This is a genomic window from Tessaracoccus lapidicaptus, from assembly GCF_001693815.1.
GTDB classification, from domain to species: domain Bacteria; phylum Actinomycetota; class Actinomycetes; order Propionibacteriales; family Propionibacteriaceae; genus Arachnia; species Arachnia lapidicapta.
This window is the reverse complement of the sequence record NZ_MBQD01000025.1, coordinates 1-26,117: the sequence shown is the minus strand read 5'-3', so window position 1 is coordinate 26,117 and position 26,117 is coordinate 1. Positions and strand designations below refer to the sequence as shown.

The window sequence follows — 26,117 nt, the reverse complement described above, 5'->3', positions numbered from 1 at the left end:
CTATTCGTGCTGCGGCGCGGACCCGCGACTCAGCCGACGACCCGGCGCACGCCCGTGATCGGCATCGAGTGCAGGCCGGCGGTGTTGACGCCGGTGCGAGGGTTGGCGGCGTGCACGATGCGCCCGTTGCCGATGTACATCGCGACGTGGCTCACCGGGCTGTAGTAGAAGACGAGGTCGCCCGGCTTGATGTCCGACAGCGGAACTCGGTAACCGGCGCCGGAGTACTGCGCCCGCGACGACCGCGACAGCGTGATCCCCACCTGGCGATAGGCGTAGCTGGTGAGGCCCGAGCAGTCGAAGGTGCTGGGACCGGAGGTGCCCCACACGTAGCGGCTGCCGACCTTGGCCAGCGCCGCGTTGACCGCGCCCTGCGCCCGCGACGACGCCGGCCCGCTGCTCACCGCAGTCTCGGCAGCCGGAGCGCTCGACGACGCGGCGGCCGACGACGATGCCGCCGCCGTGTCCCGCGACCGGCTCGTGCCCGCCGCGGCGGCGGCGCGGGCCTCGGCCTGGCGCTGCGCCTCCTCGGCGGCGCGCTGACGCTCCTCCTCGATGCGCGCGAGGCGCTCGCGCTCCTCGGCGGATAGGCGGTCGTACACGCGCTGGGCGGCGACCTCCTTCGCGTCGTAGGACTTCGCCAGTTCGGTCTTGGCCGCGACGTCCTTCTGCAGCGCAGCCTCCGTCGCGGCGGCGTCCTCGCGGAGGGTGTTGAGCTTGGCCTGGTCGAGCTGGAGCTGCTGCACGCCGGCGTTGGAGCGCTCGAGTTCGCTCTGGTAGGTGGCCAAGCCGCTGAGGAAGTTGTCCGACGACCCGCTGGCGAGCAGCTGGGCGGTGACGCTGATGGAGTCCTGCTGCATCTGCAGCGTGGCGACGTCGCCCATCTGGTCCGCGAGTGTGGCGACCTTCGCCTCCTGCACCTGCAGGTCCGCGGTCAGGGTCTTGAGCTTGGCCTCGGCCAGCTGCACGCGCTCGTGGGCCTCGATCAGCTGCTGGTCGATCGCCGAGGCCTCCTGGTGGATCCGGGCCAGTTCCTCACGCGCCTTCTCCACCGCTGCTGGATCGGCTTGGGCGACGATGCCCGAGGTGGCGAGGATGGCGGCTGCCAGGCCGGCGGCAATAGCGAGTCGAACTCGGTTCACGTCATCTCCAGATGGAAGGACAAATCTGAGAGAATCTTAAGCGCGTTTCAGGCTCTTCTCAAACTGCTCGACGACGCGTCTCACCGCCCCGGGCTGGACCCCCAGTGGGACCGGCGTGTCGCGCGGCCGACGGCGTGTCTCCCGGCGAGCCGGCAGCCCCGGCCAACCGCAGCGGCGGAACCAGTCCGGCGTCGGCGAGGACGGCCAGCGCGCTGCGCTCCTCGTCCTCGAGCCCGACGTCGTCCGGCGCCCCGAGCAGCAGCGAGATCACGCAGTCGGCGCACCCGGCGCCTCGGGCGGAGCAGGTGGTGCAATCAACATGGAGAGTTGCCATGGCGCCACCCTGCCCCCACCCTCCGACATTTCTGTCACCCCCGTCTTCTACTGTCTGCCCCATGCCGGACATCTCCCCCGCACAGCCGTCCTTCGAGGACCTCGGTGTGCATCTCTCGGACGTCACCTTCGTGGTGGTGGACCTGGAGACGACGGGGGGCGGGGCCGATTCGGAGATCACGGAGGTCGGCGCGGTGAAGGTCCGCGGCGGGCAGGTCGTCGGCGAGTTCCAGACGCTGGTGCGGCCGTCGGCGCCCATCCCGCCGATGATCCAGGTCCTCACCGGCATCACGAACCAGATGGTGGCGTCCGCTCCCCCGCCGTCGCAGGTGCTGCCCGCGTTCGCGGAGTTCGCGGCCGGGGCGGTGATCGTGGCGCACAACGCCCGCTTCGACACCGGCTTCCTGCGCCGCGGCTACGAGGAGCTGGGCCTGCCGTGGCCGCGCCCCACCGTCGTCGACACCGTCGCGCTGGCCCGCACCGCCCTGCTGCGCGACGAGGTGCCCAACTGCAAGCTCGCCACCCTCGCGCGGTACTTCCGCGCCGCCACCGAGCCCAACCACCGGGCGCTCAGCGACGCCCGCGCGACCGTCGACGTCCTGCACGGCCTCCTGGAGCGGGTCGGCAACCTCGGCGTGCACACGTTGGAGGACCTGACGGAGTTCGCGCTGCAGGTGTCGCCGGACCGCCGGGCCAAGCGGACGTGGGCGAGCAACGCCCCGGAGTGTGCGGGCGTCTACTACTTCTACGCGGACTCGACCACGCCCGAGGGCGAGGCGAAGCGGGAGGTGCTCTACGTCGGCAAGTCCACCAACCTGCGCCGCCGGGTGCGGTCCTACTTCTCGGCGGCGGAGAAGCGCGGGCGGATCCACGAGATGGTGCGGGTGGCGTCCGGGGTGGAGTTCGTGCCGTGCGCCACGGACCTCGAGGCAGAGGTGCGGGAGCTGCGGATGATCGAGTCGCTGGCGCCGCGCTACAACCGCCGGTCGAAGAACCAGCGCAAGATCAGCTGGCTGAAGCTGACCGACGAAGCGTTCCCGCGGCTGTCGATCGTCACGAAGGTCCGCGAGGACGGCACCTACTTCGGCCCCTTCCGCTCCCGCGACGCCGCCGAGGAGGCCGCCCTCACCCTCTACGACGCCTTCCTCCTGCGCCGCTGCACCACGCGGCTGTCACCGCGGAAGGAGTCGACGGCGTGCGCGCTGGCGGAGATGGGGCGCTGCGTCGCGCCGTGCCGGCTGGGCGACGGCGCCGCCGCGTATCCCGCCATCGCGCAGGCCGTGACCGACAGCTGGCTCACCGACGTTCGCCCCGTCCTGCGCAGCGTGCGGCTGCGGATGCGCAAGCTGGTCGAGCAGGAGCGGTTCGAGGAGGCCGGCACGATCTCCGACCGGCTGACCGCCTATTACCGGACCTCCATCAGGTTCCACCGGATCCGGTCGCTGGCCCTGTGCCGGCAGCTGGTCGCGGCCATCCCGTCCGCGCAGGGGTGGGACATCCACGTCATCCGCTACGGCAAGCTCGCGGCGGCCACGACGGCGCCGTCGGCCCAGGCGCGGCTCGCGGCCGAGGAGGCCGCCGCCACAGCGGAGACCGTGCTGGCTCCCAGCGGCGGGCTGCCGGCGGGCAGCGTCGAGGAGGCGGAGCGGATCGCGGCGTGGCTGGAGCTGCCCGGGGTGCGGCTGATCGAGACCGACGGCGACTGGGCCTGGCCCGTCAACGCCGGGCTGCCCGAGGGCGCGCTGGCGGCGGAGCTGCTCGGCCCAGAGCCGTGCCTGCCGCTGGAGCCGGCGATCCGCCTCGCCTCCTGACCCCTCCGCGCGCCTCAGCGCCGGCGGAACCTGCCCGGCACTACGGTGATCACACGGGGCGGGCGACGACGCCAGCCCGCGGCACCGCACGGAAGGCACCGCCATGAATCCTGACCTGGCCGATCTGGCCGACCTCCCCGTCGGGCTGCTCGTCGCCCTCGGCGTCCTGGTCGTGGTTGAGATGGCGCTCCTCGTGATCGCGCTACTCGCGTGGGCCCGCACCCCCGAGACGCACATGCCGCCGCCCAACAGGTGGGTGTGGCTCGCGCTCATCCTGTTCCTGCAGATCCTCGGCCCCGTCGCGTTCCTCATCGCGCGCCGCGGCCGCGCCCGCGCCGTCGGTGAGAGCTACGACGAGCCCACCCCGCCGGCCCGTCGCGCGGCCCGGCAGCGCGCCGACGACACCGTCGACCTCCTGTACGGCGACCGCGAGGACGGCAAGTGAACGTCGTCGAGACCCGCGACCTCACCAAGCAGTACGGCACCGTCCGCGCCCTCGACGGCGTGTCCCTCACCGTTCCCGAGGGGTCGGTGTTCGGGTTCCTCGGCCCCAACGGCGCGGGCAAGACGACGATGCTGCGGATCCTCCTCGGCCTGGCCCCGCCGACGGCGGGCAGCGCCAGCATCTTCAACCGCGACACCTCCACCGAGCGCGACGCCATCCACGCCCGCGTCGGCTTCCTGCCGGACGTGCCCGGGTTCTATCCGTGGATGACGGGCGCGGAGTTCATGCGGTTCGCGGGGTCGCTGTTCGCGATCCCCGAGCCCCAGCTCAGCCAGCGGACGGACGCGCTGCTCGACATGGCCGGCCTGGCGGGCAACCGCAACCCGGTCGGCGGCTACTCCCGCGGCATGAAGCAGCGGCTGGGGATCGCGCAGGCGCTCATCAACGCCCCTGACCTGCTGATCCTGGACGAGCCGACGTCTGCCCTCGACCCGCTCGGGCGCGCGGATGTGCTGCAGATGATCGCCTCGCTGCGCGGCCGCACCACGGTGCTGTTCTCCAGCCACCTGCTGGGCGACGTGGAACGCGTCTGCGACCAGGTCGCCGTCCTCGACCGCGGCCGCCTCGTGGTCCAAGGCACCGTCGACGAACTGCGGCGCTCACACGGCGGGTCGACGACGGTGCGGATCGCGGTGACCGACGGCATCGGCGCGCTGGTCGCCGCAGTGGAGGCCGAGCCGTGGTGCGTGCGGCACACGCCTGTGCCCCACGACGGGCAGGCCACCGACGTCGTCGTCAACGACCTCGACGCCGCCCGCCAGGCCCTGCCCGGGCTGCTGGCCCGCCTCGGGCTGGGGTTGCGGCGCTTCGACGAGCTCGAGGTGTCGCTGGAGGACGTGTTCGTCGGACTGGTGGGGGTGGGCCGGTGAGGAGCTTCCGGGCGCTACTGGCGAAGGATCTGCTGGAGATCGTGCGGACGTGGCGGATCTGGGTGGTGCCGGGGATCCTGATCTTCTCCGCTGTGTCGGGGCCGCCGACGGCGGCGTACACGGCCGAGCTGCTGGCGTCGCTGGGTGGCGACGTCTTCGCCGGGATGCTGCCCGATCCCACCTGGGTGGACTCCTACGCCCAGTGGACGAAGAACCTGAGCCAGCTGGTGGTCTTCGCGCTCATCATCGCGCTCGGCGGGGCGATCTCCGGCGAGAAGCGGGTGGGGACGTCGATCATGGTGCTGACCAAGCCGGTGTCGCGGGCGGGGTTCGTGCTCGCGAAGTTCGTGTCGACGGCGATCCTGCTGGTCGCGGCGACCCTGGTGGGGATGCTCATCACCTGGGGGCTCACGCTCATCTGGTTCCCCGACGCCCCGTTCGGGCCACTGGTGGCGGCGACGGCGGCCTGGCTCCTGTTCGCTCTGCTGCTGGTGGCGGTGGTGCTGCTGGGTTCGGCCGCGGTCGACTCGGGGGCGGGAGCGGCCGGGATCGGGTTGGGGTTCTTCTTCCTGCTGATGCTCTCCGGCATCTGGGGTCCGATGCTGCGCTGGACGCCCGCGGGGATGGCGGGCGCCCCGGCGGCGCTGGGCGCGGACCTGGAGGTCGAGGTGCTGTGGCCGGCGGTGACGACGGCGATCCTTACGGCCGTGCTGGTGTGGGCTGCGGTGAAGGTCTTCGAGCGCCGCGAGCTGTGACTGTCGATCCCTGAGGAGCCCCGCGTCGCCTCCCCGATCCCTGAGGGCCCCGCGTGGCCTCCCCGATCCCTGAGGAGCCCGCGTCGCGAAGCGACCGCGGGCGTCTACTCGCTCCCTGAGGAGCCCGGGTCGCGGAGCGACCGCGGGCGTCTACTCGCTCCCTGAGGAGCCCGCGTCGCGGAGCGACCGCGGGCGTCTCGAAGGGTCGTAACTCTCACCCACAGGCAGTCCCGCGGACAACTCGGGCCACGACCCTTCGAGACGGGCCCCGCCGCTTCGCGGGGGCCCTCCTCAGGGAGCGGGGGGGACAGGACACGCCGCTTCAAGGACGGCCCTCCTCAGGGAGCGGGGGGCAGGCCACGCCGCTACGCGGACGGCCCTCCTCAGGGAGCGGGGGGACGGAAAACGCCCGCCGGCATCAGCCGACGGGCGTCCGCGAGTTGGGTCAGGCGACCGTCACCTTCTCGATCACCACCGGCTCGACCGGCTTGTCACCGAAGGAGGTCTTCGTCGTCGCGATCGCGTCCACGACCTTCTGGCTCGCCTCGTCCTTCACCTCACCGAAGATGGTGTGGCGACGGTTCAGGTGCGGCGTCGGCGCGACCGTGATGAAGAACTGCGACCCGTTCGTGCCCGGCCCGGCGTTGGCCATCGCGAGCAGGTAGGGCTTGTTGAAGCTCAGCTCGGGGTGGAACTCGTCACCGAAGGTGTAGCCCGGCCCGCCGCGACCGTCACCGCGCGGGCAGCCGCCCTGGATCATGAATCCGTCGATGACGCGGTGGAAGGTGAGGCCGTCGTAGAAGTTGCCGGTGGTCTTCTCCCCGGTGGACGGGTCGGCGTATTCCTTGGCGCCGGTGGCCAGCCCGACGAAGTTCTCGACGGTCTTGGGGGCGTGGTCGTCGAACAGCTCGATGACGATGTCGCCGTGGTTGGTGTGGAGCGTAGCGGTGCTCACGCTGGGTCCTTTCGGTTGCCTCCAGATGGACTGCTCCAGTCTGGCAGAGCGGGCAAGCCCCGCGCCGTCACCCCGACGGCGGGACGTCGCTCTCGGCGGCCGCGGCGCGGATCTGGTCCTCGATGTCTGCGACGAAGTCCTCCACCGCCTCGAGTCCCGTGACCGGGCCGCCGGCGATCAGCCCGTCGGCGCCGAGCAGCACTGCCGCGACCTTCCCCGTGGCCCCGAGCGCCCGGGCGGCGAATCCGCCGTGGTCGTACAGCGCGGTGGACTGCACCTCTGCGGGGACGGCGGCGGGGTCCCGGGGCCGGATCGACGGAACGAGCCGCACCTCCAGCACGGGCAGTCGCTGCTGCCAATCGGTGATGCTGGCGATCGCGTGGCGTGCCGGGGAGCAGAGGCAGTCGATGGTGACCAGCAGCTGCGCCTGCTGGGACGCGACCTGGCGCAGGGTCAGAGGTTCGCCGTCGGCGTCGATGAGGACGGAGTCAGGGATGGGACGGCGGACGTAGTCGTCCGGCTCCTCCTCCACGGGCGCCGCAGGAGCCTCGACGGCGGGCTCGGGCTCGACCCGCCCCCGGATCAGCTCCTCCACGGCTGCCGGCCCCACGGCCGGCTCCCCCACCGGCACGCCCGCGGCGTCGAGTTCGATGGCCGACGGCGTCCGCGACCCCACCAGCGTGTGTGTCACGTTCGACCCCCAGTCCTCGTGCAGCAGCGCGAGGCTCTCCCACTTGGGGTCGTCGACGGCGTGCCCCGCGGGCCTCATCGGCACGACGGTGCGGCCAGGGCTCTCGGCCAGCCAGCCGGGCAGCGCCGCCAGCACCCGCTCGCAGCCGCTGCAGCCGGACACCACCGACAGCAGCACGATCCCGCCGTGCCGGCCGGCCAGCTTGCGCAGCGTGACCCTCTCCCCCGACGACACCTCCCATATCGTCAGCGTCGGCGCCACCGACGCCACCCCGCCCGACGGCGACTCCCCGCCACCAGCGAGCGACAGCACCGCCACCACGGCGGCCAGCGCCGCCATCGCGATCCATCCCCACCCGGCGGCCGGCTGCGAGTAGATCGACACCCCGGCGACCGCGCCCACCAGCCCCAGCACCGACGTCACCAGCAGCAGCACGTTGCGAAGCAGGGTCCGGCGGGTGACGCCGTCACCACCGTGCGCTCCGAAGCAGTGGCAGCGGACGGGCTCGTCGAAGGTCAGGGCCCGCGCTATGACGACGGCGTACGCCGCCATCAGCAGCGTGGCCGCCGCCGCGGCGATCACCAGCACCCACCCCGCGCCCACGATCAGCAGGACAGCCAGCGCCAGCTCCCCCCACGGCAGCAGCACGGGCGCCGGGGACCGCCGCAGCCATCCGGGCAGGCGGAGGGCCTGGAACGCGTCGCGGGTCTCCTCCGGGGAGCGGAGCTTGGCCGCCCCCGAGATGGCCAGTAGGACGGCGACGGCCAGGTTCCCCAGCACCAGATAGCTCACGAGTGGATTATTGCCGATTCCCTGACCCACGAACCCCCTTGCGTGAACCCCACAAAGCGGTAGCGTGGAACTGCTCGACTACGAGCCACAACCATGGGAGGTACTTGTGAAGAAGTCACAAGAGCTGAAGAAGGCCGCCGCGGAATCCGCTGCCGCCGCCGCCGAGTACAGCCAGCACGCACTCAAGGAAGGCATCGAGCGCGCCCAGATCCTGCTCGACGAGGCCCGCCTGCAGGCCGGCCCGTTGCTGCACGACGCGAAGGTCCGCAGCGCGGACTTCGCCGCGCGCCGCCTGGACGACCTCGAGCCGCACATCAAGGACGCCCTCGACAAGGTCGCCCCCGCAGTGGACGCAGCCCGGGAGAGGCTCGAAGACGATCTTCTGCCGAAGCTGCAGGAAGCTCTGCACCACGCGGCGGCCTCGCCGGCTGTCGCCGAGGCCACGAAGCGCGGCACGGCCGCTGTGGCCGCCCTCAAGGGTGAGCTGGAGGTCAAGCCCAAGAAGAGCAAGATGAAGGCGTTCGGCAAGTTCCTCGCCATCTCCGCCATCGTCGCCGGCGCCGTCGCTGCGGTCCGGCACTTCCTGGCCCCGAAGGACGACGGCTGGACGGCGCACGAGCCGTCGAAGGCGTACGTCAACAACAACGACACCTTCTCCAACGCGGCGAAGTTCGCCTCCGACACCGCCCCCGAGGGCGAGCCCGACGAGGTGGCCACGCCGGCCGAGGACATCGCCAACGACACCCAGTCGGCGGACGTCGAGGAAGCGGTGGCCGCGGAGGATGCGGTGCTGTCGGAGACCACCGCCGAGGATCAGCCGTACCACGACGGCGGCACCCCGGAGCCCGTCGAGGAGCCGGGTGTCGCGGCGACGGCATCGGCCTACGGTGACGACGCCTACGTCGGCTCGGAGCCCCCGGAGGGTTTCACCATCAAGGGCAATGAGCGGTCGAAGAAGTACCACCTCGAGGGGAGCGCCGGCTATGAGCGGACGATCGCCGAGGTGTGGTTCAAGTCGGAGGAGGCGGCGCAGAATGCGGGCTTCACGAAGGCCCAGCGCTAGTCGCAACTGACCCGACGACGAGGGCGGCGCTCCCAGATTGGGGGGCGCCGCCCTCAGTGGTGGACACCTGTGTACGCGAGTCCCCCCCGGCGGCCCCTGGAGCGGCGAAAATGACCCCGCCCCCACCTACTCTCACTTTCAGTGGATTTGCGCTGAGCAACTGCCAACCCATGCCCCCGTTTTGACCTGCGGGTGCGTAGGAGGCGCTCACGGGATTCAGGTGGAATGGAGATTCGTGGAGAAACAAACTACTTTGTCTGGTATGAGCAGGGGTACCTTGGGGGGGCCATCTGCGAGGCCGACGGTCACGCAGGTGTTGACGAAACGCATCATCGGATGGCCGTCGTTCTGGCGCCGTTCGCTGCTGATGGCATGGGACCTCATCTCATGGATGATCGCGCTGCTGGTGTTCGTCATCATCCGTTACGACCTCCGGCTGACAGCTGCGCAGTGGTCATGGGCTCTTCTCTATACAGCAGCCGCCATGACCCTTCAGGCAGCCCTGGGTCTGGTCACGCACGTCTACCTCGGGCGCAGTCGCGTCGGATCGTTCAGCGAGGCGAGCTGGGTCGGCGGCCTGGTTCTTCTCACGGGTATTCCCCTCGGCTTGATTCTGAGTGTGATCTCGCCCGACTTCCCGCGAGGGATTGCCCTCATGGCCCCGCCGCTGGCGCTGACGTTCATGGCTGCGGGCCGCTGGCTGTTCCGCATGATGCTGACATCCAGCTTGCCCCGCACGCTCAGCGACGACGCCGTCCCGGCCATCGTCTACGGCGCCGGAGAGGCGGGCCACCAGGTGGCGATGCTGGTCGATAAGGCCGAAGTCTCGCCGTACCGCATCGTCGGCTTCGTCGACGACGACCCGACCAAGCGTTGGCTCCGCGTCCGCGGTTACCGGGTGCAAGGGCTCGGCAAGGACCTGGTAGCCGTGGCACGTGCTCGTGGGGCTGAACTGGTGATCCTCGCCATCTCGAACGCCTCACCCCAACTCATCCAGAGCGTCTCGGACCTATGCAAGGCGCACAGTCTTGAGCTGGTCGTCATCCCGCCGGTCCGCGAGATGATCGGCGGCCAGATCTCCCTGTCGTCGCTGCGCCAGTTCAGCGTCGAGGACCTCCTCGGCCGACGACCGGTCACGACGGATCTCGGTGCGATCGCCGATTACCTCACGGGCAAGGCGGTTCTGGTGACCGGAGCCGGCGGCTCCATCGGCGCCGAGCTCGCCCGCCAGTTGCACAAGCTGGGGCCGTCGAAGTTGATCCTCCTCGACCGCGACGAGTCTGCGCTCCACAGCGTCCAGCTGGACATCTATGGCAACGGGCTGCTCGACACTGACGACATGGTGTTGTGCGACATCCGCGACCATGAGGCGCTGTGCGCGGTCTTCAAGCACCACAGGCCTGACGTCGTGTTCCACGCGGCCGCGCTCAAGCATCTCCCGATGCTGGAGCGGTTCCCCGATGAGGGGTGGAAGACCAACGTCATGGGGAGCCTGAACGTCCTGAGGTGCGCTCACGACGCCGGGGTCAGGCACTTTGTCAACATCTCAACCGACAAGGCCGCGGACGCATCCTCCACGCTCGGGCGGACAAAGCGCCTCGCGGAACAGCTCACGGCCTGGTTCGCCGATGAGTACCACCTCCCGTACGTCTCGGTGCGGTTCGGCAACGTCCTGGGATCCCGTGGATCGGTACTCCACGCCTTCAAGGCTCAGATCGAGCGCGGTGGTCCTGTCACTGTGACCCATCCCGACGTCACCCGCTACTTCATGACCATCCCCGAGGCCTGCGAACTGGTGCTTCAGGCCGGCGCCATCGGACGTCCCGGCGAGGTGCTGGTGTTGGACATGGGGCAACCCGTCAAGATCGTCGACGTCGCCGAGCGGCTCATCGCCGAGTCCGGGCAGGCCATCGAGATCCACTTCACGGGGCTCCGCCAGGGCGAGAAGCTGCACGAAGTACTGCTCAGCGACGCCGAGGACCGCGCACCCAGCGCCCACCCGCTCATCAGCCAAGTCCCGGTACCGGCACTCGACCCAAGTGAGCTTCCGTCCCACAGACGGACCGCACGGGTTGAGGAGCCGACGGCATCGCTGGGTCGCCTGACCAATTCCGCCTGACGCGTCACGGCAGTAATGGAACTCAGCCGTCGTGGGGTCCGCCCCGCATGAGCACGACGCGTTGTCAGGGCTAGATTGTGCCACCGCTAGCGGCCCATCGTCCGCCTACAATAATGTGACTCTGGGTTCAGGCTCATCGGCCGGGAAGAGGGACATGAAGGCACTGCGCAACGCCGGCACGCTCAGCGTGGTCGGCCTCATCGTCCTCGGTCTCGTGGCCCTCATCCTCAGCGCGCTGGCGCTCACGCGGTTCGGCGGCGTCGACGCCGCGCCCGCGCCGTCGTCGTCCCCCGTCAGCAGCAGCGTCGAATCGTCGCCCGCCGGTTCCTCCGATCCTGAGCCCTCAGCCAGCCCCTCCCCCAGCCCCGAGCCGAGCGAGAACCCTGGCGCATCGGCGGGGACCGGCCCCACCGTCGTGATCATCGGCGACTCCACCTCCGTGGGCGACGAGGCCGCCACCTGGGTCGGCACCGCCGCCGACGAACTCGGCTGGGGCGACATCGTCAACCTCTCCGCTCCCGGCCGCGGCTACCTCTCCGTGCCCCGCTCGTGCGAGGCCGGCCCCTGCGCCACCTTCATCGACAGCATCGCCGCGATCGTCGAGGCCGGGCCGGACGTCGTCGTCACCTTCGGCGGCACCGCCGACGGCGACTACAGCCTCGCCGAACCCGCCGCCGCCTACTTCGAGGCCCTGCGCGAGGAACTCCCCGACGCCGATCTCATCGCGATCAACCCCGTCACCACCGACGACACCGCCGAGTACTGGCTCACCCTCCACGGCCGCACCATCCGCGCCGGCGTCGAGGCGGTCGACGGCACGTTCGTCGACGTCGGCCAACCCGGCGTCGGCGACGGCGAGACGCTGTCCAGCGAAGCGCAGGCCGATATCGCGCAGCAGGTCGTGGACCAGCTCAGCTAGCCCAGCACCCTCCGAAAGGGACCCGTGCACGAACTCCGCATCAACCAGACCGAGATCCCGGGCCTGCTCGTCCTGCACCTGGGGGTCCAGTACAACGACGACGGCTGGTTCAAGGAGAGCTGGCACCGCGCCACGATGACCGCGCTCGGGCTGCCCGACTTCCACCCGGTGCAGTTCAACGTCCGCCACGTCGAACAGCGCGGTGTCACGCGCGGCTTCTACGCCGAGCCGTGGGACCGGCTCATCACCGTGGTGCGGGGCCGGGCGATGGGCGCCTGGGTGGACCTGCGCCCCGGGGAGGGCTTCGGCCGGACCGTCACCGCGGACCTCGACCCCGCCGTCGCCGTCTTCGTCCCCCGCGGCGTGGCCAACGCGCACCAGATCCTCGAGGACCACACCACGATGGCCGTGCTGCTCGACCATCACTGGACGCCGGAGGCGCGGAAGCGGTACTCCACGGTCGACCTCTTCGACCCGCGGCTCGCCATCCCGTGGCCGATCAGCCGGGACCGTGCGATCGTCTCCCACAGCGACTCGCTCAACCCGCTGCTGGCCGACGCCACGCCCTATCCGCCGCGACGCACGCTCATCGCCGGAACCGACACTCCCCTGGGCCGGGCGCTACTCGGGGCGTGGCCGGGTGCGACCGGAGTGCCGTCGTCGGCGCTCGACGGCGAGCTCGACGTGACCGAGTACGCGACGGTGGTGCACGCTGTCGGCGGGGCTGGTGGGGTCGCGTGGGAGGGGCCGGGATGGTCCGTCGTCGCGGGACGGGCGCAGCGGCTCGCGGGCGTGGCACGGCGGCACGGGTTGGGCTACGTGCAGGTGTCGGCCGACTGTCCGTTCGAGCGGGACACGCCGGAGCACCCGGAAACGGATCGGCTGAGCCTCGCGACCGGGCATGGTCAGGCGGTTGCCGTTGCCGAGGTGGTCGCCGGCGGGGTGCCGCGACACCTCATCGTGCGCACCGGGTGGGTGCTCGGGCCGGACGAGGGGTTCCTGCACGACACCGTCGCCGCCGCCCGCCACGGCCGACCTCTCACGGTCGACGGTGACGCGCGCGGCAGGCTGACGTACGCGTCGCAGGTGGTGGCGGGGATCCGGCACCTGCTCGACGTCGGCGCCGAGGCCGAGGTGTACAACCTGACCGGCGACGGCAGGGCCGTGAGCTGGGTGGACGCCGCGCGCCGGATCTACCTCGTCATGGGCGCTGATCCGGGGTTGGTGGACGCAGGAGCCGGGGGCGACGCCGGGGCTGGGGCGCTGCTCGACCTCGCGCGGATCAAAGCCACCGGGTTCCGTCCCGGGAACAGCTGGTTGGAACTGACGGACCATGTGCGGCGGGGCGGGTCGGTCGGGGGTGCCTCCGCCTCGGACGCTGTGGTCCCGGGCGGGTCAGGGCCCGGGGCGGCTGGGTCCGCGGACGTCGCCCCCGCACGGGCCGTCCCCCGGGGGGCGTTCCGGGTGCTGTTCGTGTGCACGGCCAACATCTGCCGGTCGGCGTACGCGGACGTCGCGGCCAACGCCGCGGCACCGGCGGGGCTCGAGTTCGGCTCCGCCGGCATCCGGGCGCTGGTCGGTGAGGGCATCGACCCGCCGATGGCCGCGGAACTGCACGGTCGCGGGGAGCCGGACGCGCACGTGGCGCGCCAGCTGACCCGCGACATGGTCGCGGACGCGGACCTCATCCTCACCATGGCCGCCGAGCACCGCCGCTACATCCTCGACGAGTGGCCCGCCCTCGGGCGGAAGGCGTTCGTCATCGGGCATGTGTCGCGGGTGCTGGCGGATGCGCCGGAGGGCATGACGCTGGACCGCGTCGTCGACTACTTGTGGCGCCACCGGACGTCTGAGGAGAGCGACGAGGTCGCGGACCCATATCGACGGGGCGCCGAGGCCGCGGGGGTCGCGGCGCGGGCGATCGACGGGCATCTCGAGGTCATCGTCGGGGCGTTGTCGCGGATGGCGTGAGGGTGGGGGTTACGACCCTTCGAGACGATCGCCGCTCCGCGTCGATCTCCTCAGGGATCGAGGAGACGATCGCCGGTTCGCCGGCGGGCCTCCTCAGGGATCGAGGGGGCGATCGCCGCTCCGCGTCGATCTCCTCAGGGATCGCGGGGGGCGATCGGCGCTCCGCCGGGGGGCCTCCTCAGGGGTCGAGGGAGGCGATCGGCGCTCCGCCAGCCGGCCCCCTCAGGGTCGAGGGGGGCGACCGGCGCTTTGCCGGCGGGCCTCCCCAGGGATCGAGGGGGGACGATCGCCGGTTCGCCGGCGGGCCTCCTCAGGGATCGAGGGTCGTTAGGGTGCGCCTCAGGGTGGGGGTCCAGGTGCCGGGGCCGGTCAGCGCGACCTCGCCCAACCCCTGCCACTCCCCCGCCGACCGCAGGAGCGGCCACAGACGCTCGGCCAGCTCGCCGGCCCGGTCGGCGTGGGCGGGTTCGATGTGCGCGTGCTGCACGCGCAGGACGCCGGCCTTGCGGTCGCTCTTGAGGTCCACGCGGCCCACGACCTCGTCGTCAATGAGCACCGGCAGCACGTAGTAGCCGTGCTCGCGCTGCTCCGCGGGGGTGTAGATCGAGATGCGGTAGTGGAAGTCGAACAGCCGCTCGGCCCGCGGCCGGTACCAGATCAGCGGGTCGAACGGGCTGAGCAGCGCCCCCGACTCCACCTTCCGGGGGACGCGGGCGCCCGCCTGCATCCACGCGGGCTTCGCCCAGCCGTCGACGGTCACCGGCTCGAGCACCCCGTCGGCCTCCAGCGACTCGACGGCGGGGCGGGCGTCGGTGATCTTGAGTCGCGGGTAGTCGGCGAGGTCGTCGAGCGTGGCCACCCCGAGCGCGACGGCCGCGCGCCGGATGAGCTCGCGCTGGGCGTCGCGCCTGGGGATCGGGGTGTGCGCCTCCGGCGGGAGGACGTCGACGGCGGGTGCCAACACACGCTCGAAGCGCTGCCGGCCGACCACGACCAGGTCGCCGCGACGGAACAGGTACTGCGCCGCCCAGTGGACCTCGTTCTTGTTCCACCAGCCGCCGCCGAGCGAGACGTTCTGGGGGTGGTCGAGGTCGCGGATGCGCAGCGGGCCGCGGTCGGTGAACTCGGCGAGGACGTCGTCGATGAGCGCGCGGTGCTCTGCGGCCCACGTCTCGAAGCCGGGGCGCTTCGGCGCCGTCCGGTGCCACTGCCACAGCGGCCAATCCGCCACCGGGATGACCGTGGCCTCGTGGGCCAGGTACTCGGTGTACCGGCCGAGGCGAGGGCGGGCCGGGGTCTTGCTGCTGGAGGCGGCGGTGGTGTCGTGGTGGAGGAGCGCGTCGAGGGCCTGCTTGGGATACGGGCCGACGCGGGCCAGCACCGGGAGGTAGTGGGACCGCTCGAAGACGTTGACCGAGTCCAGCTGGAGCACGCCCATGCGGCCGATGGCGCGGTTGAGCTGGGCGGCGGTGGGCGTGGGGGTGGTGGTTGTGGGTGCGTGGGGGCGGTGGAGGCCCTGCGCGGCGATCGCGATGCGGCGGGCGTCGGCGTTGCGCAGGTGTCGCGGCATTCGCCCAGGATAGGGCTCGGTCATGGGGTCCGGGAGGCCTCAGGCCCCTGCATAACGGTTTGATAACGATGGCCCGGCGGGCCTTGTTTCGCTCATACGATCTATTAAACTGGTCCCATGCTTCAGAAGCGGCTCTCGACAGACCAGGCGCTCGCCGCGCTGGAGTCTGCGTTGTCGCAGGTGGATCACGCGGAGCGCACCACACTGGGCGCAGGTGAACGCGTCCGGCTGATGCAACGCGCGCGGCGGGCCGCGGAGCGGGTGTCGGCGCTGGCGGACGTCCTCACCGACGAGGTGAACAGGGACCAGGCGTCGATGAAGGCGGCGGGCACGCCACTGACGTCGTTCCTGGCGGTGGACGAGCAGCTGGAGTCGCGGCGGGCGGCGGCGGAGGTGTTCCGGGCTCGTGATGTCGCGGCGAGGCCGGCCGTGCGGGACGCGGCTCTGAACGGGCAGGTGTCCGGGGAACAGGCGGCGGCGATCACGAAGGCGATGGCGCAGCTGCCGGCGGACCTGGGCGCGGAGGCGGTGTCGCGGGCGGAGGAGTTGCTGCTGGAGCGTGCGGCCTCCACGACGGCGCGGAGGCTGGCCTCGATGGCACCGGAGGTGCTTGCGGCGGTGGCGCCCGAGCAGGTGCCCGGGCCGGATCAGCACGCGGCCGCGGTGGAGGCCCAGGCGCGGCGCGCGCGGGCACGGCGGAACTTCACGTGGGGCGACGACGGCGACGGCTCGGTCTGGTTCCGCGGGTCCCTGCCCGCCGTCGATGCGGCCCCGCTGGTGGCGGCGCTGGAGGCTTATGTCGCGGCGGACCGGCGGGAGTCGCGGGACCGGCTCACGGGCATGCGGGCAACGCGACCCGGGCCGCGGCTGTTGCGCGACCATGCCACGGCAGACCTGGGGCGGACGCCGGAGCAGCGCCGCGCGGACGCCGTGGTCCAGCTGATGACCGAGCATCGGGGCGCGCCGACGGCGGCCGGGGACCGGCCGCGCATCGTCGTGGTGATGCAGGAGGCCGACCTGCGGTCGCGGGCCGAGGCGGTGGGCGTGCTCGGCTCCGGGCAAGAGATCGCGCCCGGCGACCTCCGGCGGCTGTGCTGCGACGCAGACCTCACCCCCGTCGTCCTCGGTAGCGCGTCGGAGATCCTCGACGTCGGGCGGACGGAGCGCCTCGTCACCCCCGGCATCCGCAAGGCGATGTCGCTGCGGGACAAGGGCTGCGTCTTCCCCCACTGCAACGTCGCGGACGCCCAGTGCGGAGCCCATCACGCGGTTCCCTGGCACGAGGGCGGGGACACGTCGCTGGGGAACCTGGCGTCTCTGTGCGATCACCACCACGCGGTGGTCGAGCCCCAGCGGTTCAATCCGGACGCCGACCAGTGGACCATCACGTTCCATCCCGTGACCCGCAAACCGGTGGTCAGTCCGCCGCGGCGGATGCGGGTGTTCCTGAGACCGCCCGGCTCAACGGGGGCCGAGCCGCCCCCGGACGCGACTCCAGATGGGCCGGCGGAGGACTCCGGCGGATGAGGTGAGCGCACGGGCGCTAGGGTCCAGGCATGGTGTGGATCGCGGCCATCGGCGTGGGGATCCTGGCCGCCGTCGTCATGGCCGTCGTCGTGCCCAGGGTGCGGATCGACGACGACGAGGAGGCGCCGGATTTCGCGGCGCTGGTGTCTCGGCGGTCGGTGCTGGGGGTCGGAGTGCTGGGCGTCGCCGTCGCGCAGGTGCTGTGGGTCCAGCCCACCTGGACATGGTGGCTGTGGGTGCCCTACCTCGGCGTCGGTGCGGCCATGGCGTACGTCGACTGGCGCACCACCTTCCTGCCGCGCCTCATGAACAACCTCGCGTTGGGGCTGATGGCGGTTGGCGGTGTCGCGGTGGGGATCGCGGACTGGCGGGCACTCGTCGGCGCTGTGGTCGGGGCGCTGGCCGCCTACGGGCTGCTGTACGCGGCCTGGCGCCTCTCCCCCGGCCTCGGATTCGGCGACGTGCGGCTCGCGCTTCTCATCGGCGCGGTCGCGGGACAGTCGGGAGCGTCGATGTGGGCGTTGTCGCTGTTCCTCGGTACCGCGCTGGGCGCCGTGCATGCGGTGGTGCATGCCGTGTGGGCACGTCGCGGGGAGGGTCGGCCCACGTACTTCCCGTACGGACCGGCGCTGTGGTTGGGGCCCGTCGCCGCTGCTGTGTGGATGGCGGCGCTGTAGTCAGCGTGAAGGTTGCGTGACGACCCTTCGAGACGGCCCGGCCGCTTCGCGGCGGGGGCCTCCTCAGGGATCGAGGAAAGACACCCGCGCTTCGCGGCGGGGACCTCCTCAGGGAGCGAGGGGAGACGGCCCGGCCGCTTCGCGGCGGGGACCTCCTCAGGGAGCGGGCCTAGCGGTTCGTCGCCTCGACCCACTTCTCCAAGGTGCGCGCGGCGGCGCCAGAGTCGATGGCCTCCTGCGCGGCCCGCAGGGGCTCGCGCATCTGGTCCACCAGCGGCAGCACCGTCGAGATCCCCCGATAGGCGAGGATGGCGGCAGCGGCGTTGAGGACGACGATGTCGCGCACCGGCCCCGGCGTGCCGGCCAGCACGTCGCGGGCCACCTGGGCGTTGTGCGTCGGGTCCCCGCCCTGCAGCGAATGCGGCGCCGCGGGCTCGAGCCCCAGATCCTCCGGGTTCAGCACCGTGCGATGCACCCGCCCCTCGGCGATCATCCACACGTCAGACTCCGACGTCGTCGTCAGCTCATCCAGGCCGTCGAAGCCGCGGAACACCATGCCCCGCGTCCCGCGCTCGGCGAGCACGCGCGCCACGACCGGCGCCACGTCGTCGTTGGCCACCCCCAACGCCATCGCCCGAGGCCGGGCGGGGTTGGCGAGCGGGCCGAGGAAGTTGAACGTCGTCTGGATGCCCAGCGCCTTGCGCACACCCGCCACGTTCTTCATGGCCGGGTGGTACATCTGCGCAAACAGGAACACCAGGCCGACCTCGTCGAGGATGACGGCCTGCTTGGCCGGCTCGACGTCGATCTTCACGCCCAGCGCCTCGAGGGTGTCGGCGGTCCCGGACATCGACGACGCCGCCCGCGACCCGTGCTTGACCACCTTCGCGCCAGCGCCGGCCGCCACGATCGCGGCCATCGTCGAAATGTTGACGGTGTTCGCGCGGTCACCGCCGGTGCCGACGATGTCGACGGCGTCGGGATCCAGCGCGATCGGCAGCGCGTTCGCGAGCATCGAGTCCGCCATCCCGGCGATCTCGTCCTCCGACTCCCCCTTCGCCCGCAGCGCCGTCAACAGCGCCGCGATCTGCACGTCGGACGCGCGGCCCGCGAGGATCTCGTTGAGCGCCCACGTCGCGGCGGTGGCCTCGAGGCCCTCGCTGCGCACCAGGCCAGTCAGGATGTCCGGCCAGGTGTACCCCGACATCAGCCCACCTGCGCCAGGCGCGCCCGGATGAGGTTGGCGGCCTGCACGGGCATCGTCAACGGATCGATCGGGAACGGCGCCACCGCCTCGGCGCGCGACCACGACGCCAGCCACGCGTCCGCCTCACGCGACACCAGCAGCATGATGGGCGCCGAATCGGCGTACTCCTCCTTGACCTGGTGCGCCAGGCCGAAGCCGCCCGACGGCTGGGCGTTGCCGTCGAAGATCATGAGCGCGTAGTCGGTGCCCGCGTCGAGCGTCTTGAGCAGCGCGCCCTGCGTGGCCACCTCGAAGACCTCGATCTCGGGCAGGTCGCTCGCCACGCGGCGGCCGAGCGCCAGCCTGACCTGCTCGCGGACCGTGCGGTCGTCGGAGAACACCAGCACCTTGGCGGTGGAGTCGGTCATCGTGGGCCATCCTTCGCGTTGTACTTGCCGTCATCGTAGCCAAGACCCGCCTGCCTGGCTCGCTGGGCCTCCTCGCGGTCCAGCGCCCGGTCCACCCGTTTCGCCTCGCGGTTCGAGTCCTTGATCCACTGCACGAAGATCGTGATCATCGCCGCCAGCATCGTGATGTCACCCGTCGCCCACATCAGGCCGCCCGCCCACGACTGGTCCTCCATCGGCGACAGGCCCCACGCCCGGTCGAAGCTCAGATACCACTCCTCCGCGATCAGCCGCGTCGACCCCATGATCGTCACACCCAGGAAGGCGTGGAACGGCATGGTGAGGAAGAACAGCAGGATGCGGATCGGGTACGGCATCTTGATCGGCACCGGATCCACCCCGAGCAGCGGGAAGAAGAACAGGCTGCCCACGGTGACCAGGTAGAAGTGCAGCGAGTCGTGCCAGAAGTCGTTGCGCAGCGTCAGGTCGTACCAACCGGTCATGTACAGCGCGAACGGGCTCGCCACCATCAGCCCCGTGGTGAGCGGCGGGAACAGCAGGATCTTCGCCACCGTCGAGTGCAGCACCGCCAGCAGCACGGCCCGGGGGCGCTTCGGGAGGGCGCGGAGCGCGAGCGTCGCGGGGGCGCCGAACACCAGGAACACCGGCGCGATCATGTTGAGCAGCATGTGCTGGATCATGTGGGTCCAGAACAGGACCGTGTCGTACACGCCGAGGAAGCTGAACGTCGCCACCGCGATGCTGCCCAGCCCGAGGCCCACGAACGACACCGTCCGCATGACCGGCCAGCGGTCCCCACGGCGGTGCAGCGTCCACACACCCCACAGGTACAGCGCCGCGACAACGACGAGGGTGACAACGGCATACGGTGGGAACTCCCACGCCGTGAAGTACCGTGACCCCACGAGCGGGATGATGTCGTCGTCGGGCTTGGCGTGCAGCGGAAAGACGGCCAGAGCCCGGGCAAACATGCGCGGATTATCGCATGCCCCTTGCGCGACCTGCGAGGGGGGTGGTCTTATTCCGGCGGCCGGCGTGACCTATAGGCCCTTTTACGGCAATAATGACCCCGTGGCGACGAATCATGACACCCTGACCGCACCGGCGGAGCTGCCGACGGGCGCGATCCACCAGATCCCCTCAGCCCGGCTCAACAAGCCGCTCGGCCGCCCGGACACCGTCTCGGTGGGCGTGATCGTGTGGCTGGCCAGCGAGCTGATGTTCTTCGCGGCACTGTTCGCCGCCTACTTCTGGATCCGCAACATCACCAACGACGCCGCGGCAGCCGCCGGGGTGCCGTCGCTGTGGGAGACCAACTCCGCCCACCTGGACCTCACCTTCGCCAGCATCAATACGGCCATCCTGGTGCTGTCGTCGGTCACCTGCCAGCTCGCCGCCAACGCCGCCGAGGCCGGCCGGGTCACCGGCTCCTGGCTCAACCCGCTCAAGTGGGGCATGCGGCAGGGCTTCATCATCACCGCCATCATGGGGTCGGTCTTCGTCGCCGGCCAGGTGTGGGAGTACTTCACCCTGTTCAACGAGGGCTACTTCATCTCCACCAACCAGTACTGGTCCGTGTTCTTCCTCGCCACTGGGTTCCACGGCCTCCACGTGCTGGGCGGCATCATCGCCTTCTGGTTCGTCCTCGCCCGGTCCTACATGACCCGCACCCACACCCACGAACAGACCGTCGGCGCCCACGTCGTGTCCTACTACTGGCACTTCGTCGACGTCATCTGGATCCTGCTGTTCGGCGTCCTCTACTTCCTCCGCTGAGCTGCGAGACCTGGAGAAGAACATGAAATTCCTGACCAACCTCAGGCGCCACGCGGCCGCACGGCCGGCGCTGCTGATCTTGGCCCTCCTGGTCGTCGGGCTCGGCTACAGCGTCGTCAGCCCGCAGCAGTCGTCGGCCGAGACCGAGATGACGCAGCAGATCGAGGAGGGCAAGGCCCTGTTCGACTTCACCTGCTCGTCGTGCCACGGCCTCGGCGGTGAGGGCACCTCGCAGGGCCCGTCGCTGATCGGCGTCGGCGCGGCCGCCGTCGACTTCCAGATGGGCACGGGCCGCATGCCCGCCGCGCGTGAGCAGGCGCAGCTGCCCTCCCGCAAGGTGAACTACTCGCAGGAGCAGATCGAGGCCGTGGCCGCCTACGTCGCCACGCTGGGCGCCGGCCCCGAGATCCCCGCCGAGAGCGCCTACACCCCTGAGGGCCTCACCGAGGAGGAGATCGCCCGCGGCGGCGCCCTCTTCCGCGCCAACTGCTCCGCATGCCACGGCATCGTCGGCGGCGGCGGCGCCATGCCCAACGGCAAGTACGCCCCGTCGCTGGTCGAGACCGACGCCGTCCACATCTACGAGGCGGTCCGCACCGGCCCGCAGCAGATGCCCACGTTCTCCAAGGACGTCATGCCCGACGAGAGCGTCCGCGAGATCATCGGCTACCTCGACGAGGCCCACGAACAGCCCAACTACGGCGGCCTCACCATGGGTGACGCCGGCCCCGTGTCCGAGGGCTTCTGGGCCTTCATTCTCGGCATCGGCGGCCTCGCCATCGTCGCCACCTGGATCGCCAAGAAGGGGGCACGCGCCCGATGAGCCACGACAACCTGCCGGTGAAGGACCCCGACCTCGGCCACAGCGTCCCAGACCCGGGTCTGGAGCCGCACGTCGAGCGGTACACCGACGTCGACAAGGGCGCCGGTAACCGCGCCTACGCCGCGATCCTCATGATGCTGGCCGCGGTGCCGGTGCTGGCGATCGCGTTCGTCGTCATCTACTTCGCCGTCCCCCGCGACGCCTACATCGACTTCGGCCTGCTGAAGGCCAACGCGCAGAACGTCGGCTTCGGCCTCACGGGCGGGCTCGCGGCCGTGCTGATCGGTGTGGCGGTGATCCAGTGGGCGCGCGTGCTCATGAGCGACGAGGAGTCCGTCGAGCTGCGGCACGCCGCCTCCTCCACCGACGACGACCGCGCCGCCGTCATGGGCCTCTGGGACGACGGCGTGGAGCAGTCGTCGGTCCGCCGTCGCAAGCTGCTGCTCGGCGCGCTGGGCGGAGCGGTCGGCATCTCGCTGGTGCCCGCCGTCGTGCTGCTCGCCGACATGGGCCCGCACCCGACGGCCCGGCTGCGCGAGGAGACCCTCGAGAGGACCATCTGGGCCGAGGGCATCCTGCTCCTCAACGACGAGAACTGGCTGCCGATCCGCCCCGAGATGCTCGAGGTCGGGCAGCTGGTCAACGCCCAGCCCGCGAACCTGCGCGACCTGCACGGCGTCGAGGCCCACCAGGCCAAGGCCAAGGCCGCGATCATCGTCGTGCGCATGGACCCCAACTCGATCAAGGTGCCGGAGTCGCGCAAGGACTGGCACGTCAGCGGCATCCTCGCCTACTCGAAGATCTGCACGCACGTCGGCTGCCCGATCTCGCTGTGGGAACGGCAGACGCACCACCTGCTGTGCCCCTGCCACCAGTCGACGTTCGACCTCGGCAACAGCGGCGTCGTCGTCTTCGGGCCCGCCGCCCGGGCGCTGCCGCAGCTGCCGATCACCGTCAACGCGGATGGCTACCTGGTCGCGCAGAGTGACTTCACGGTGCCCGTCGGACCGAGCTACTTCGAGCGTGACTCGAGCCAGGACTTCAAGGATGGTGACCAGTGATGGCCAACCCCACCCGCATCGCGTCGACGTCTCCCGTCCTCGAGGGGCAGCCGGCGCCGTCCGCCAACCGGGAGATGCCGGGGGCCGTCAAGTGGGCCGACGACCGCATCGGCCTGGCCAAGATCGGCCGCGCCGGGCTGCGCAAGGTGTTCCCCGATCACTGGTCGTTCCTGCTCGGTGAGATCGCCCTGTACTCGTTCATCGTGCTGCTGCTGACCGGCGTGTTCCTGACGATCTGGTTCAAGCCGTCGATGGCCGAGATCGAATACGACGGCTCCTACCAGCTGCTCAAGGGCATGCCGGTGTCGGAGGCGTTCGCGTCGACGCTGAACATCTCCTTCGACGTCCGCGGCGGCCTGCTGGTGCGGCAGATCCACCACTGGGCGGCGCTGCTGTTCGTCGCGGCGGCCACCGTCCACATGCTGCGCGTGTTCTTCACCGGCGCGTTCCGCAAGCCGCGCGAGGTGAACTGGCTGATCGGCGTCGGGCTGCTGTCGCTGTCGCTCATCGCGGGCTTCGCCGGCTACTCCCTGCCCGACGACCTGCTGTCCGGCACCGGCCTGCGCTTCGTCGACGGCCTCATCCGCTCCATCCCGATCATCGGGACGTGGGCCGAGTTCTTCGTCTTCGGCGGCGAGTACCCCGGCGACATCCTCATCCCGCGCCTCTACATGGTGCACATCCTGCTCGTGCCCGGCATCCTGCTCGGCCTGATCTCCGCGCACCTGGCGCTCGTGGTCTACCACAAGCACACCCAGTACCCCGGCCCCGGCCGCACCGAGAACAACGTGGTCGGCTACCCGCTGTTCCCCGTCTACGCGGCGAAGGCCGGCGGCTTCTTCTTCATCGTGTTCGGGTTCCTCGTCCTCATGGGCGGCCTGTTCCAGATCAACCCGGTGTGGATCTACGGCCCCTACGACCCGGCGAAGGTGACGGCCGGCTCGCAGCCCGACTGGTACATGGGCTGGGTCGAAGGCGCCATCCGCATCATCCCGGCGCTCGAAACGCACATCCTCGGCACCACTTGGACGTGGAGCGTGTTCCTGCCGGGCGTCGGCCTGATGGGCGTGCTGTTCACCGGCCTCGGGCTGTGGCCGTTCATCGAGCAGTGGATCACCGGCGACAAGCGCGAACACCACCTGCTGGACCGGCCGCGGAACGCTCCGACGCGCACCGCGCTCGGTGTCGCGGGCATGACGTCGTACGCCATGTTCTGGCTCGCCGGTGGCAACGACATCATCGCCACCCGCTTCGCGCTCGACCTCAACGCCATCACGGTGTTCATGAGGGTCGCGGTATTCGTGGCGCCCGTGATCGCGTTCATCATCACCAAGCGACTGATGCTGAGCCTGCAGCGCGCCGACCGTGAGCGCGCCCTGCACGGATCCGAGGACGGCGTCATCGTCCGCTCCCCCGACGGCGGCTACTCCGAGGGGCACCTGCCGCTGTCGCACGAGGAGCAGTTCCTGCTCACGCAGCACCTGCAGCACCGCGTGCTGGAGCCCGGCGCCGAGACCGACGCGTCCGGCGTCCGCCGGAAGAAGGGCGGGGTGTCGAAGCTGCGCGCCCGACTGTCGCGGTGGTACCTGGGCCACGACATCGCGAAGCCTTCCGCCGCGGAGCTCGCCGCGGCGGCGCACCAGGGCTCACACTCGGCGCACGCCGTCGAGGATGGGCACGGGGCGGCCGGCGTGGATGGCGCTGGGATCAACGGCATCGAGGGTCCCCGGCACGGCGCCGACGCCGGCCACGGACCGGAGCGGGCCGGCTTGCACCACTGAGTGCGGAGGTAAGGCAGGAGGGCGTCGTCTGGGGGGACGGCGCCCTCCCCCTGTGTCCGGCCGGTCAGCGGCGACGGCGGAAGCGGGGCTTGAGCCTCGTCGTCGGCAGGGGTGGTGCCTCGAGCCGACGGAAGGCCCCGCGGTAGCCGTCGACGTCGCCGAACCGGTCGTCGCCCGCCTGCCAGGCGTCCCTGAGCTCCACGATCTCCTCGTGGCTGCGGCCGATGAAGTTCCACCACATGACGATGCCCTCCTCGAACGGCTCGCCGCCGAGCAGCATCAGCCGCACGTCGCCGTCGGTGGGATTGGACAGCCGCAGGTGGCCCAGGCCGGCGTCGCGCACCCCCATGGCGTCCTTCTCGATGAGGACGCCGTCCATCTCGACGGCGCCGATGTCGACCAGCACGCCGTGCTCGAAGCCTGGGGCGACGTCGAACTCCCACGTGGCGCCGGGACGGAGCACGACCTCGGCTCCGAGGAGGCCCGTCTCCGTGACGATGGGCGACGTCGCGCCGGCGAGGCCGCCCACCATGACGCGCGCGGTGCCGCCGGGGACGTCGACGACGTCCGGGCGGTGATGCTGGAAGCCGCGCTCGATGTCCTTGGCGTGGTCGGGCAGCACCACCCACAGCTGGACGCCGTGCAGGTAGCCCGTCTGCTTGGTGGTGACCTCGGAGTGCGAGATGCCGTGACCCGAGGTCATGAGGTTGACTTCGCCTGGGCGGACGAGGTCGTGGACGCCGCCGGAGTCGCGGTGTTCGATCTCGCCGTCGAACAGCCAGCTGACGGTCTGCAGTGACGTGTGCGGGTGCGGCGCCACGTCCATGCCGCCGGTCGCCTCCACGAGGTTGGGCCCGTAGTGGTCGGCGAAGCACCAGGCGCCGACGAAGGAGCGCTCCAGCTGTGGGAGCGTGCGGCGGACGGTCATCGCGTCCGGCCCCTCGCCCAGCGCGACCAGCTTGGGCGCAAGGTGCTGGACGTCCGTCGGCGGGTGGGTGTGGTGCTCGCAGTCGACGAACTGGGGTGCGGCTTCGACGTTGCTCATGGGCGCTCCTTCGTGCGTGCCCTTCACGCTACCCGCGGCGGCGGCGCCGTCGGGCGGAATGGGGGCGCGATCGGAGGTGGTGCCGGCGCCGTCGGCAGCACGAATGACAGGCTTCCGCGGGCGTCGAGGCGCCATACGCCGTCGGCGTGGCAGTTCGACGGCGTGTCGTGCCAGAGGTGGTGGGTGTCGGTTGGGGTGGGGGCGGTGTCGGTTGGGTGGGGGGGCGGTGTGAGGGAGGGGGGGGGCGGTGTGAGGGGGGGTGGGGCGACGAGGGGGGCCGGAGGGCGCGGCCCCGGTACAATCAGACCCCGTGCGCTT

23 protein-coding genes are annotated in these 26,117 nt (G+C 70.9%); 14 read left to right on the top strand and 9 right to left on the bottom strand.

The window, feature by feature from the left end:
- Positions 1 to 29: 29 nt before the first annotated feature.
- Both BCR15_RS11915 and BCR15_RS14435 read right to left on the bottom strand, forming a co-directional pair.
- Positions 30 to 1,142: a C40 family peptidase gene (locus BCR15_RS11915; RefSeq protein WP_068752441.1), complete on the bottom strand. Its 1,113-nt coding sequence runs from the start codon at positions 1,140 to 1,142 to the stop codon at positions 30 to 32.
- A 58-nt stretch (positions 1,143 to 1,200) separates the two neighbouring features.
- Complete coding sequence (locus tag BCR15_RS14435; RefSeq protein ID WP_078920226.1) at positions 1,201 to 1,476, bottom strand: hypothetical protein; 276 nt, start codon at positions 1,474 to 1,476, stop codon at positions 1,201 to 1,203.
- 61 nt (positions 1,477 to 1,537) lie between these two features.
- Between BCR15_RS14435 and BCR15_RS11910 the strand changes: the two genes are divergently transcribed.
- From BCR15_RS11910 to BCR15_RS11895, 4 genes are all read left to right on the top strand, one after another.
- Positions 1,538 to 3,286, top strand: a complete 1,749-nt coding sequence (locus tag BCR15_RS11910; protein WP_068752440.1) for a DEDD exonuclease domain-containing protein — start codon at positions 1,538 to 1,540, stop codon at positions 3,284 to 3,286.
- A gap of 103 nt (positions 3,287 to 3,389) precedes the next feature.
- Entirely contained in the window at positions 3,390 to 3,731 is a 342-nt protein-coding gene (locus BCR15_RS11905) for a PLD nuclease N-terminal domain-containing protein (protein WP_068752439.1), read from the top strand.
- The gene (locus BCR15_RS11900; protein ID WP_068752438.1) at positions 3,728 to 4,660 is read left to right on the top strand and encodes an ABC transporter ATP-binding protein; all 933 of its coding nucleotides are present in this window, start codon (positions 3,728 to 3,730) and stop codon (positions 4,658 to 4,660) included. The genes BCR15_RS11905 and BCR15_RS11900 overlap by 4 nt, the downstream gene beginning before the upstream one ends.
- Positions 4,657 to 5,415, top strand: coding sequence for an ABC transporter permease (locus BCR15_RS11895; RefSeq protein ID WP_068752437.1), 759 nt, complete (start codon positions 4,657 to 4,659; stop codon positions 5,413 to 5,415). The genes BCR15_RS11900 and BCR15_RS11895 overlap by 4 nt, the downstream gene beginning before the upstream one ends.
- A 445-nt stretch (positions 5,416 to 5,860) precedes the next feature.
- On the opposite strand, the gene BCR15_RS11890 is transcribed toward BCR15_RS11895, so the two are convergent.
- Positions 5,861 to 6,370 (bottom strand): peptidylprolyl isomerase, encoded by a 510-nt coding sequence (locus BCR15_RS11890; RefSeq protein ID WP_068752436.1) that lies wholly within the window; start codon positions 6,368 to 6,370, stop codon positions 5,861 to 5,863.
- Between the two features lie 67 nt (positions 6,371 to 6,437).
- Positions 6,438 to 7,853 (bottom strand): MauE/DoxX family redox-associated membrane protein, encoded by a 1,416-nt coding sequence (locus BCR15_RS11885; RefSeq protein WP_068752435.1) that lies wholly within the window; start codon positions 7,851 to 7,853, stop codon positions 6,438 to 6,440.
- Between the two features lie 106 nt (positions 7,854 to 7,959).
- Between BCR15_RS11885 and BCR15_RS15505 the strand changes: the two genes are divergently transcribed.
- From BCR15_RS15505 to BCR15_RS11865, 4 genes are all read left to right on the top strand, one after another.
- A complete protein-coding gene (locus BCR15_RS15505) occupies positions 7,960 to 8,916 on the top strand; it encodes a sunset domain-containing protein (RefSeq protein ID WP_068752434.1) in 957 nt (318 codons plus the stop codon).
- 313 nt (positions 8,917 to 9,229) lie between these two features.
- The gene (locus tag BCR15_RS11875; protein WP_068752433.1) at positions 9,230 to 11,035 is read left to right on the top strand and encodes a polysaccharide biosynthesis protein; all 1,806 of its coding nucleotides are present in this window, start codon (positions 9,230 to 9,232) and stop codon (positions 11,033 to 11,035) included.
- A gap of 154 nt (positions 11,036 to 11,189) precedes the next feature.
- Complete coding sequence (locus BCR15_RS11870; RefSeq protein ID WP_068752432.1) at positions 11,190 to 11,954, top strand: SGNH/GDSL hydrolase family protein; 765 nt, start codon at positions 11,190 to 11,192, stop codon at positions 11,952 to 11,954.
- Between the two features lie 24 nt (positions 11,955 to 11,978).
- Positions 11,979 to 13,925 (top strand): dTDP-4-dehydrorhamnose 3,5-epimerase family protein, encoded by a 1,947-nt coding sequence (locus tag BCR15_RS11865; protein ID WP_068752431.1) that lies wholly within the window; start codon positions 11,979 to 11,981, stop codon positions 13,923 to 13,925.
- A gap of 310 nt (positions 13,926 to 14,235) precedes the next feature.
- Here BCR15_RS11865 and BCR15_RS11860 read toward each other — a convergent pair whose 3' ends face one another.
- Entirely contained in the window at positions 14,236 to 15,495 is a 1,260-nt protein-coding gene (locus BCR15_RS11860; RefSeq protein WP_068752430.1) for a winged helix-turn-helix domain-containing protein, read from the bottom strand.
- Between the two features lie 117 nt (positions 15,496 to 15,612).
- On the opposite strand from BCR15_RS11860, the gene BCR15_RS11855 reads away from it, so the two are divergent.
- Together BCR15_RS11855 and BCR15_RS11850 are read left to right on the top strand one after the other, a co-directional pair.
- Positions 15,613 to 17,022, top strand: a complete 1,410-nt coding sequence (locus tag BCR15_RS11855; RefSeq protein WP_068752429.1) for an HNH endonuclease signature motif containing protein — start codon at positions 15,613 to 15,615, stop codon at positions 17,020 to 17,022.
- A gap of 29 nt (positions 17,023 to 17,051) precedes the next feature.
- The gene (locus BCR15_RS11850; RefSeq protein WP_068752428.1) at positions 17,052 to 17,699 is read left to right on the top strand and encodes a prepilin peptidase; all 648 of its coding nucleotides are present in this window, start codon (positions 17,052 to 17,054) and stop codon (positions 17,697 to 17,699) included.
- Positions 17,700 to 17,868: 169 nt separating this feature from the next.
- Here BCR15_RS11850 and trpD read toward each other — a convergent pair whose 3' ends face one another.
- The 3 genes from trpD to BCR15_RS11835 are packed head-to-tail and all read right to left on the bottom strand — an operon-like array spanning position 17,869 to position 20,284.
- Complete coding sequence (trpD, locus tag BCR15_RS11845; RefSeq protein ID WP_068752427.1) at positions 17,869 to 18,906, bottom strand: anthranilate phosphoribosyltransferase; 1,038 nt, start codon at positions 18,904 to 18,906, stop codon at positions 17,869 to 17,871.
- Positions 18,906 to 19,313: a response regulator gene (locus BCR15_RS11840; protein ID WP_068752426.1), complete on the bottom strand. Its 408-nt coding sequence runs from the start codon at positions 19,311 to 19,313 to the stop codon at positions 18,906 to 18,908. Before BCR15_RS11840 ends, trpD begins: the two co-directional genes overlap by 1 nt.
- On the bottom strand, positions 19,310 to 20,284 hold the full coding sequence (locus BCR15_RS11835; protein WP_068752425.1) for a cytochrome c oxidase assembly protein: 975 nt from the start codon (positions 20,282 to 20,284) through the stop codon (positions 19,310 to 19,312). Before BCR15_RS11835 ends, BCR15_RS11840 begins: the two co-directional genes overlap by 4 nt.
- 100 nt (positions 20,285 to 20,384) lie before the next feature.
- On the opposite strand from BCR15_RS11835, the gene ctaE reads away from it, so the two are divergent.
- Genes ctaE through qcrB form a run of 4 tightly spaced genes read left to right on the top strand, consistent with a single transcriptional unit; the run spans position 20,385 to position 24,754 of the window.
- Positions 20,385 to 21,089, top strand: a complete 705-nt coding sequence (gene ctaE, locus BCR15_RS11830) for an aa3-type cytochrome oxidase subunit III (protein ID WP_434556979.1) — start codon at positions 20,385 to 20,387, stop codon at positions 21,087 to 21,089.
- A 22-nt stretch (positions 21,090 to 21,111) separates the two neighbouring features.
- Complete coding sequence (qcrC, locus tag BCR15_RS11825; protein ID WP_068752424.1) at positions 21,112 to 21,912, top strand: cytochrome bc1 complex diheme cytochrome c subunit; 801 nt, start codon at positions 21,112 to 21,114, stop codon at positions 21,910 to 21,912.
- Complete coding sequence (qcrA, locus tag BCR15_RS11820) at positions 21,909 to 22,973, top strand: cytochrome bc1 complex Rieske iron-sulfur subunit (protein WP_068752423.1); 1,065 nt, start codon at positions 21,909 to 21,911, stop codon at positions 22,971 to 22,973. The genes qcrC and qcrA overlap by 4 nt, the downstream gene beginning before the upstream one ends.
- Complete coding sequence (gene qcrB, locus BCR15_RS11815) at positions 22,973 to 24,754, top strand: cytochrome bc1 complex cytochrome b subunit (protein WP_083196608.1); 1,782 nt, start codon at positions 22,973 to 22,975, stop codon at positions 24,752 to 24,754. Before qcrA ends, qcrB begins: the two co-directional genes overlap by 1 nt.
- Positions 24,755 to 24,818: 64 nt before the next feature.
- On the opposite strand, the gene BCR15_RS11810 is transcribed toward qcrB, so the two are convergent.
- Positions 24,819 to 25,799, bottom strand: a complete 981-nt coding sequence (locus BCR15_RS11810; RefSeq protein WP_068752422.1) for a pirin family protein — start codon at positions 25,797 to 25,799, stop codon at positions 24,819 to 24,821.
- Positions 25,800 to 26,117 lie beyond the last annotated feature (318 nt).

What these genes read in the sequence shown, in the direction of transcription:
- BCR15_RS14435 (WP_078920226.1), bottom strand. Translation starts at nt 1,476, where the DNA reads ATGGCAACTCTCCATGTTGATTGCACCACCTGCTCCGCCCGAGGCGCC.
- BCR15_RS11910 (WP_068752440.1), top strand. Translation starts at nt 1,538, where the DNA reads ATGCCGGACATCTCCCCCGCACAGCCGTCCTTCGAGGACCTCGGTGTG.
- BCR15_RS11905 (WP_068752439.1), top strand. Translation starts at nt 3,390, where the DNA reads ATGAATCCTGACCTGGCCGATCTGGCCGACCTCCCCGTCGGGCTGCTC.
- BCR15_RS11870 (WP_068752432.1), top strand. Translation starts at nt 11,190, where the DNA reads ATGAAGGCACTGCGCAACGCCGGCACGCTCAGCGTGGTCGGCCTCATC.
- BCR15_RS11860 (WP_068752430.1), bottom strand. Translation starts at nt 15,495, where the DNA reads ATGCCGCGACACCTGCGCAACGCCGACGCCCGCCGCATCGCGATCGCC.
- BCR15_RS11855 (WP_068752429.1), top strand. Translation starts at nt 15,613, where the DNA reads ATGCTTCAGAAGCGGCTCTCGACAGACCAGGCGCTCGCCGCGCTGGAG.
- BCR15_RS11850 (WP_068752428.1), top strand. Translation starts at nt 17,052, where the DNA reads ATGGTGTGGATCGCGGCCATCGGCGTGGGGATCCTGGCCGCCGTCGTC.
- trpD (WP_068752427.1), bottom strand. Translation starts at nt 18,906, where the DNA reads ATGTCGGGGTACACCTGGCCGGACATCCTGACTGGCCTGGTGCGCAGC.
- BCR15_RS11840 (WP_068752426.1), bottom strand. Translation starts at nt 19,313, where the DNA reads ATGACCGACTCCACCGCCAAGGTGCTGGTGTTCTCCGACGACCGCACG.
- BCR15_RS11835 (WP_068752425.1), bottom strand. Translation starts at nt 20,284, where the DNA reads ATGTTTGCCCGGGCTCTGGCCGTCTTTCCGCTGCACGCCAAGCCCGAC.
- qcrC (WP_068752424.1), top strand. Translation starts at nt 21,112, where the DNA reads ATGAAATTCCTGACCAACCTCAGGCGCCACGCGGCCGCACGGCCGGCG.
- qcrA (WP_068752423.1), top strand. Translation starts at nt 21,909, where the DNA reads ATGAGCCACGACAACCTGCCGGTGAAGGACCCCGACCTCGGCCACAGC.
- qcrB (WP_083196608.1), top strand. Translation starts at nt 22,973, where the DNA reads ATGGCCAACCCCACCCGCATCGCGTCGACGTCTCCCGTCCTCGAGGGG.
- BCR15_RS11810 (WP_068752422.1), bottom strand. Translation starts at nt 25,799, where the DNA reads ATGAGCAACGTCGAAGCCGCACCCCAGTTCGTCGACTGCGAGCACCAC.